Genomic DNA, 8,224 nt, shown 5'->3' on the forward strand with positions numbered 1-8,224 from the left:
TCAACCAACTGCTAGCATCCTGGACTCGTTGGCTGACATCCATGAGTCAACGCGTCCCGTTCTCAGAGCGAGCCCCGACCGTGCTTCTCCAGCAACTCCTGGAACCGTGGCGAAGCCCGCAATGGGTCCCAGCGCGGATCGATGCGCAGCTCGTTCACGGTCAACGGCTTCGAGTAGGCCTTGTCCAGGAGACGATCGATGAGCTCGAGAGCCTCGTCATGGCGCTCGGTCCGTGCGTAGATGCTGGCCAGGTTCTCCAGCTGCTCCGGACCTTCGAACAGGTCCTTCGCCGTCAGATCGACGGCCAGTTTGGCCTCCTGGATCGCCTCGTCGCTCCGGCCGAGGTAGGCGTACAGGTTGCTGAGAAGCTGTCGGAGCATGGGATTTCCGGGCGACCGTTCGAGGGCATCCCGGATAAGGCGAATCGCCTTTTCCATCGTCACGCGTTTCCCCGCCGCGTCGCCGAGGCCGTTCTGGGCGATGCCGCGGAAGAAGCTCTTCGCCAGACCGGTGAGGGGGCCGGTCTCGTCCATGGTTTCCGTGACCTCGAGCACCTGCTCCCAATGGCGTTCCAGCATGTGGGCGTTGCACCAGGCCACGGCGTGGAAGAGAGGGTCCTTCCCGGGCTCTGCCGTCAGGTACCGGCGGGCCGCGGCGAGATCCCCGGTGAGCGCCACGCAGTTCTCGAAGGTGGACATGCGGAGCTCGTCGTCCTTTGGATCCAGAGCGATCGCCCGCTCGAAGAGCACAGCCGCGCGTTCGAAACGCCGCAGGGCACAGTAGGTGCCGGCGGTGTTGCGCACGATGGTGAGATTCCGGGGGTCGAGGGCCATGGCTTTCTCGAGGATCGCGACACACTCCTCCAACTTCCCTTGCCGGCGGACGATCCAGGCGATGGAGCTCTGCGCCTCGGCGTCGTTCGGGATGCCCCGTGCCGCGGCGGTGAACTCCACCAGGGCCCGGTCGTAGTCGTTGAAGCCGTAATAGTAGTAGTAACCGCGTGCCAGGCGCGTGAGCGGATGATCCGGATCGACGGCCTCGGCTCCCCGCAGAGCCTCCCGGGCCCGCGCCAATCGCTCCTCCGTCCGATCGACGAAGCGGTAAGAGTCGGCGTGGTGCTTCGTCAGCTCGAGCCAAGCCGCCGTGAATCCCGGATCCAACGCGACGGCACGTTCCAAGAGCGCCACCTTCCGTGCATCGTTCTCTTGCAGAGCCGGGGTGGGAAGCTCCTTGGCCTGCAGATAGGCCTGGTAGGCAGCGAGATTCTCCGTGGGCGGCTCCGTCAGGCGCGCCTGCTCCTCGCCCAGGAGCGAAACGCCGAGCTCCTGCACGACGCTGCCAGCGATGTCGGACTGCACCTGGAAGATGTCGTCGATGTCGCGATCGTACGTCGTCGACCAGATGTGCATGTCGTCGGCGGCGCGGACGAGCTGGGGAGTGATCCGTACCCGGCCCTTGCCGTCGGGCGACCGCGCCCAGCGCACCGTGCCCTCCAGCACGTAGTCCACCCCGAGCTCCTCCCGGATCTGCTTCATCGTCTTGCCCGAGCGGTCGTACTGCGTGGCGCTGGAGCGCGAGATGACTCCCATCGCACTGACGCCGGCCAGGCGGGCCGTGATCTCGTCGGTGATCCCCGCCGCGAAGTAGGCGTCATCCGGGGCGCCGAGGTTCTCGAAGGGAAAGACGACCGCCATCGGCCGATGCGGCGGGGCGCCTTCCGTCGCGACGCCCGCGCCGGGCGAGGCGGGTCGGGTCCTCCACGGCTGCCAGAACCCGAGCGCGAGCGCCAGCACGCCGACGATCGCCCCGGCGGCGTAGAGCCGCTTCCGCCGGCCTGCCGGCGCGCCACCGGGAGGGGCGACGGCGGGCGCAGCGGACCCAGCAGCGGTATCGGGCTGCTGCAGGACGAAACCGCGCCCGCCCGGCAGCGACGCCGAGGGCGGCGCCGCTGCGGCTGGCCGCGACACGGAGGAGACCCGCGCGCTCGTGACGCCGCTACTTTCCTCGCGCAGCCCCTCCAGCTCGTTCTTGAGGTCGAGCCCGACTTGGTACCGCCGCGCCGGATCTTTGGCGAGGCAGCGATTCACCACCCGGCCCATGTGATTCGGCAGCGACCGGTTCAGCTCGGTCACGAGGGGAGGGGTGTCCTTCAGAATCGAGGAGATGGTCGAGATCGTCGTGTCTCCCTGGAACGGTCTCTGCCCCGTGGCCATCTCGTAGAGGATGATGCCCAGCGAGAAGATGTCGCTGCGCGAGTCCGTCGGCTTCCCTTCCGCCTGCTCCGGACTCATGTAGGACGCGGTGCCGAGCACCACGCCCTCGCGGGTCACGCTCTGGTCCGTGATCACGGTGGAGCCCTCGAGGTTGGCGGGGCCGCGGATCAGCTTCGCCAGGCCGAAGTCCAGGATCTTCGGGCGTCCCGCTGCGTCGAGCATGATGTTGGCCGGCTTCAAGTCGCGGTGGGCGATCCCCTTCTCGTGGGCATGGCTGATGGCATCCGTCACCGGGATCGCGATGTCGAGAAGCTGCATGAAGTTCATTCCCGCTGGCGTGATCAGGTGGCTCAGGGGCTTGCCCTCCACCAGCTCCATGGTGATGAAGAGCGTGCCTCGATCCTCCTCGACGGAATAGATCGTGACGATGTTGGGGTGCTTGAGCGCGGCCACCGCAGTCGCTTCGCGCCGAAAGCGCGCCCGGCGTTCCGGATCGTGGTCCGTGTCCGTGGAGAAAACCTTGAGGGCGATGTCGCGTACTAGGTGGGTGTCCCGGGCCCGGTACACCTCGCCCATGCCGCCGGAGCCGAGCTTGGCCGTGATCTCGTAGTGGGCGAGCTTGCTGCCGATCAAAGTTTCACCGGTCGCGAGAGGACGTGTGCTGCGAGGACGCCGATGGCACCGCGCAATTCTCGCGCCGTCTTGCCGCGCCGTCAATGCCTCGCAAACCGGGCCGACGACCCTCGTCACATGTGGGGCGCATCAGGCCCTTCAAACAACGCCTGCCAGGCCCTATGATGCGCCGGCATGCATCTCGTCGGCCTGTTCGCGGACAACTTGCTGCCGGTGTTCCTCGCCGCCGGCGCGGGATACGCGCTGGCGGCGACGTTGCGCCCCGACCCGCGGGCGCTCTCCCACGCAGCGTTCTACGTCTTCGCCCCGTGTCTCATGTTCCAGATCATCGTGGACAACCCGATGTCCCCGGCGGTCGTGCTCCGCATGGTGGGTTTCGCCTCCACCGTGCTTCTCGGGGGCGCCGCGCTCGCTGGCTTGCTGGCGCGCTGGATCGGCTGGCCGCGCCCTCTCGCCAGCGCCATCGTCCTCGTGGTGCTGCTGCCCAACGCCGGCAACTTCGGGCTCTCGGCGAACGCCCTCGCCTTCGGGCAAGAAGGCCTGGTGCAGGCGAGCCTCTTCTTCGTCACCGCCGCCGTGCTCACCTTCAGCGTCGGCGTCTTCGTCGCCTCCGTGGGTCGCACCAACCTGCGTGGCGCCCTCGCCGGTCTGTGGCGCGTGCCGGCGATCTGGGCCGTGGCGGTGGCGCTGTTGATGACGCGGCTGGGCTGGAAGCTACCCGGACCGGCGGCGAGCACGGTGCACACTCTGTCGCAGGCTTGCGTCCCGGTGTTCCTGGTGATCCTGGGTTTGCAGCTGCACGCCACCCGCTCCCGGGCGCCGGTGCGGCCCTTGATCTTCGCCGTGTGCTTGCGACTCCTGGGGGGCCCGTTGCTGGCGCTCGGTTTGGCGCCGCTCTTCGCTCTCGACGGACCGGGACGTCAAGCAGCGATCTTGCAAGCCTCCATGCCCTCCGCAGTGATCTGCACCGTTCTCGCCGCGGAGTACGACGTCGAGCCCGGCTTCGTCACCTCGGTCGTCTTCTTCTCGACTCTCCTCTGCCCCTTGACCATGACGCCGCTGCTCGCCTATCTGGGGGCTTGAGGCACGGGTCGACGAGCCCGCGCCTTCGTCGCCGCGTCTAGTCTTTGAAGCTGCTCTTCACCTGGCCCCAGGTCACCGGTGCGACGGCCAAGGGAGTGAAGTCGACGACGAGCATCGGGCGACGGCTGGGATCGGGATGTTCCCTCGAATCGAAGCGACGCGCCGAGCCTGCCACGGCCTCCTCCCCCTGCAGCAACCAGCCGTGATCGCGGGCGGGCAGTTCCAGCCACGTCTGCACGTCGTCGACCAGGCGCGAGTTCGAGAGCGCGTAGGAGCCGGGAAGCCGGACGCCGAAGGCGACGCTCGCCGTCCCGTCGAAGTCGCCACCCGGGTTCTGCCAGCGCGTGTCCGGGTAGAAACGGTGCACCCAGGTCGCGTCTCCGGGCTGGGAGGGGGCGCCCATGCCCCCGGCGGACACTGAGGCTCCCTCGCCCCAGGAGGAGAGCACGCGGAAGAACGCGAACGTCGTTGCCACCGTCGTATCCGGAGAATTGGAGAGGAAAAGACGCAGTTCGACGGCGTCGATGTGCGCCCCCGCCGGGATCGCGGCAGCGATGGCGAAGCTCAGCAACGCCCGCCGTGTGTTCCGCTCGCTGTTGTCGCCGGCGAAGAGGCCCGGACCCGAGCCGTTGCTCAACGACCCTTCGAGACTTTCGAACAGCGTGGTGTCCTGCACGGGTTCCAGGATCACCCGCTCGCCGTACGCCGGGCAGGTGGCGAACGAGAGGACGACGGCGACCCACAGCCCCGCTCGTGCCGTTCCCGCTGCCCGCCGCGTCTTCATGGGCGCTATTCTAACGCGGCTTCCGTCGTCGAGGGGAGGTGATGCCGGCATGGAAGACGGGATCCTCTATGCCACCGAACCGCTGGAGCGCGCCGTATTCCTGGAGCGGCCGAATCGCTTCATTGTCCGGGTGCAGCGGCGTCCGCGACCACCCCGTGCACCGGCATCGTCGTCGCGACGCGCGAGCCAGCAGACCACGTTGGCCCACATCGGCAATCCGGGGCGCATGGGCGAGATCCTCCTGCCCCGCACCGAAGTGCTCCTGGCGTCTCGTCCCCACACTGCGAGCGGCTGGGAGGCCGTAGGCGCCGTCTGGGCGGCGCGCTGGCCCGGCGACCGGCCGCGGGCCGTCTGTCTCGAAACCGGGCGCATCAATCACCTAGCTCGCGCCCTCATCGAGAAAGGGTGCATTCCCGAGCTCGCCGACCACCGCATCGTCCAGAGTGAGTTCGTGCACGGCAGGTCGCGCTTCGACTTTCTCCTGCAAGGCCCGGCGGGTCCCTACCTCCTGGAGGTCAAGTCGGTGACGCTCACCGAGCACGGTCTCGCCCTCTTCCCCGACGCCCAGAGTGCGAGGGCGCGGCGACACCTGCAGGAGCTCTCGCGTTGCACCCGGCGTGACGGCTGGCGCGCTGGTGTCCTCTTCCTCGTCCAAGGCGAAGCCACACGCTTCCTCCCGGACTTCCACAACGATCTCCTCTTCTCCCGCGCCTTCCGCCGCGCTCGCGCGGCGCTGGAGTTCTTGCCCTACGCCCTCGAGCCGCGACTCCACCCCGATGGCCGCCTCGTTTTCGACTCCCCGCCGCGGCGGCTCGATATTCCCTGGAACATCCTCGCCGCGGGGACTCGAGACCATGGGCTTTACCTGCTCGTCCTGCATTTGCCCCGGACGCGCCGTCTCGCCCTGGGAAAGCTCGGTTCACAACGCTTCGACCCCGGCTGGTACGTCTATGCCGGCGCTGCGCGGCGGGGGCTCGCGCGCCGTCTCGGCGGGCATCTGCGCCGCCGCCAGCGCCCCATCCAGTCCATCGACGTGTTCCGCGCCGCCTGCGACCGCGCCGAAGCCTTCCCGATCCGGACGGCCACCGAAGCCTGCGCTCTGGCAGAGATGGTGGCTCGGCTCGGCACTCTCCCCGTCCGGGGTTTCGGCACCCCCGGTTGCTCTTGCTCCGGCCACCTGATTCGGGTCCCCCGGGCCCCGACCCGCACGGCTCCCTTCCAGGAGCTCCTTACGGCCATGCGCCACCGCTTGTAGTCGCGCACCCCGCTCCCTGGCCTTGGCGAGACTTCCCGGACCTGCGGCGGCGCTGTTTTCCTCCTTGTCACCTTGGCCTTGTTGGGGCGATTGTTTTGCACGGGATCGGACCTCCGCCCCGGTGCTGGCCCGCGGACTCGCCTCGAAGCGGGCCCCTCGTCACCGAGATCCAAAGTCCCTGCTCCGCATGGAGCCGTGGCGATCGCGACCGGGCCGCGATCCCACCGCGCCGTGCCAGAGGAGGCCCGAGAGCGATGGATAAACCCCTGTTCCGATCCTTACTACTCTGCGCCCTGGTCGCCCTGTGGGCGGCGGCCGTCCATGCCGCGGAGCGCAAAGAGATTCCCGCCAAGTTCACCTGGAACCTGGCCGATCTGTACAAAGACGAAGCGGCTTGGACGGCGGCGAAGACCGATCTGGCCAAGCGCATCCCGGATCTGGCCCGCACTCAGGGACACCTGGGGGATTCGGCGGCCAAGCTCCTCGAAGCGCTCACGGCGGTGATGGGGGTGCAGCAAGAGCTGGGCAAGCTCTACCCTTACGCTTCCATGCTGAGCGATCAGGACAGCCGCGTCAGCCGTAGCCTGGAGATGCGGCAGGACGCCGAGCGTCTCGGCGTGGAGTTCGGCACCGCCACGTCGTTCATCACCCCGGAGATCCTCGCCGTGGGTGAGGCGAAGATCCGCGGCTACTTGAGCGCCGAGCCCAAGCTGAAACCGTACGCCCACTACATCGATGACATCCTGCGGCGCGGCACGCACACCCTGAGCCCCGCCGAAGAGAAGGTGGCGGCCCAGGCTGGCAATCTCGCCGACGCCGGCCAGGCCTTGCACGACATCTTCACCAACGCCGACCTCCCCTATCCGGAGATCACCTTGGCCAGCGGCGAAAAGGTCGTCCTCGACGCAGCCGCATACACGCGCTACCGCGCCCTTCCGGATCGCGCCGAACGGGACAAGGTCTTCCGCGCCTTCTGGGGCAACTATGCCAAGTACACCCGCACCCTCGGCGTCTCCTTGTACGCCCAGGTGAAGTCCCACCTCTTCGACAAAGAGGTCCACAAGTACGGCAGCTGCGTCGAAGCGGCCCTCTTCGACTTCAACATCCCCACCAGCGTCTACACGCAGCTGCTGAGCGACGTGCACGCCAACCTGCCGACGCTGCACCGTTACCTGGCGCTGCGCCAGCGCATGATGGGCGTGGATCAGCTGCGCTACGAGGACCTCTATGCCTCGATCATCAAGAAGGTGGACCTCACCTACACACCGGAACAAGCGGTGGACCTGACGCTGGCTGCCTCCGCACCCCTCGGCTCCAACTACGTCGCGGTGATGAAGAAGGGCTTCGACAGCCGCTGGGTGGACTTCATGCCCTCCACGGGCAAGCGCTCCGGCGCCTACAGCCAGGGCGTGTACGGCGTGCACCCGTACCAGCTGCTCAATTTCATGGGGCGCTACGAAGACGTTTCGACCTTGGCCCACGAGTACGGCCACTCCATGCACTCTCACCTGGCTGCCGAGGCGCAACCCTTCGTCACCGCCGACTACCCCATCTTCGTCGCCGAGGTCGCGTCGACGCTGAACGAGAATTTGCTGCTGCACCACCTGCTGGATCGCAAGCAGGACGACGCGACACGTCTCTTCCTCCTGGGCAGCTCGCTCGACAACATGCGTCAGACCCTCTTCCGGCAGACGCTCTTCGCCGAGTTCGAGCTGCGCATCCATGAGATGGCCGAACGCGGCGAGTCCCTGAGCGGCGAGAACATGACCGAGCTGTACCTGGGGCTCCTCAAGGAGTACTACGGGGACGCCAAGGGCGTATGCAAGATCGACGATCTCTACGGCGTGGAGTGGTCCTACATCCCCCACTTCTATTACAACTTCTATGTCTATCAGTACGCCACGAGCCTGGTCGCTTCCACTTCCATCGCCAACCACATCCGCGACGATGCGGCGGCCAAGAAGACGCAAGCTCGCGATGCCTACGTCAAGATGCTCTCGGCGGGGGGTTCCAAGTACGCGATCGATCTGTTGAAGGATGCAGGCGTCGACATGACCACCTCGGCGCCCTTCGCGGCCGCCATGCGCGAGATGAACTCGGTCATGGACGAGATCGAGAAGATCCTGAACAAGAGCGGCGGCAAGATCGGTTCCTGAGTGGGTGTCCAGGGCCGCCGGCGGGCATTGCCCCACCGGCGGCCCCTCTTCGACGCCCGCCGCGGTGGCGCGACCGCCGCTGCCAACGCAAGCCCGCTTC

General features: G+C 67.3%; 5 protein-coding genes. 3 read left to right on the forward strand and 2 right to left on the reverse strand.

The window, feature by feature from the left end; translation table 11 throughout:
- Positions 1-62 precede the first annotated feature (62 nt).
- Positions 63-2,846, reverse strand: a complete 2,784-nt coding sequence (locus VFE28_12045) for a protein kinase (protein ID HZM16723.1) — start codon at positions 2,844-2,846, stop codon at positions 63-65.
- A gap of 174 nt (positions 2,847-3,020) precedes the next feature.
- On the opposite strand from VFE28_12045, the gene VFE28_12050 reads away from it, so the two are divergent.
- Complete coding sequence (locus VFE28_12050; GenBank protein HZM16724.1) at positions 3,021-3,929, forward strand: AEC family transporter; 909 nt, start codon at positions 3,021-3,023, stop codon at positions 3,927-3,929.
- A 37-nt stretch (positions 3,930-3,966) separates the two neighbouring features.
- Here VFE28_12050 and VFE28_12055 read toward each other — a convergent pair whose 3' ends face one another.
- Positions 3,967-4,713: a DNRLRE domain-containing protein gene (locus VFE28_12055; GenBank protein ID HZM16725.1), complete on the reverse strand. Its 747-nt coding sequence runs from the start codon at positions 4,711-4,713 to the stop codon at positions 3,967-3,969.
- Positions 4,714-4,762: 49 nt separating this feature from the next.
- On the opposite strand from VFE28_12055, the gene VFE28_12060 reads away from it, so the two are divergent.
- Complete coding sequence (locus VFE28_12060; protein HZM16726.1) at positions 4,763-5,968, forward strand: DNA/RNA nuclease SfsA; 1,206 nt, start codon at positions 4,763-4,765, stop codon at positions 5,966-5,968.
- A gap of 254 nt (positions 5,969-6,222) precedes the next feature.
- Positions 6,223-8,124, forward strand: a complete 1,902-nt coding sequence (gene pepF / locus VFE28_12065) for an oligoendopeptidase F (protein HZM16727.1) — start codon at positions 6,223-6,225, stop codon at positions 8,122-8,124.
- The last annotated feature ends 100 nt before the right edge of the window (positions 8,125-8,224 follow it).

It is taken from the genome of Candidatus Krumholzibacteriia bacterium (genome assembly GCA_035649275.1).
Taxonomy (GTDB): Bacteria; Krumholzibacteriota; Krumholzibacteriia.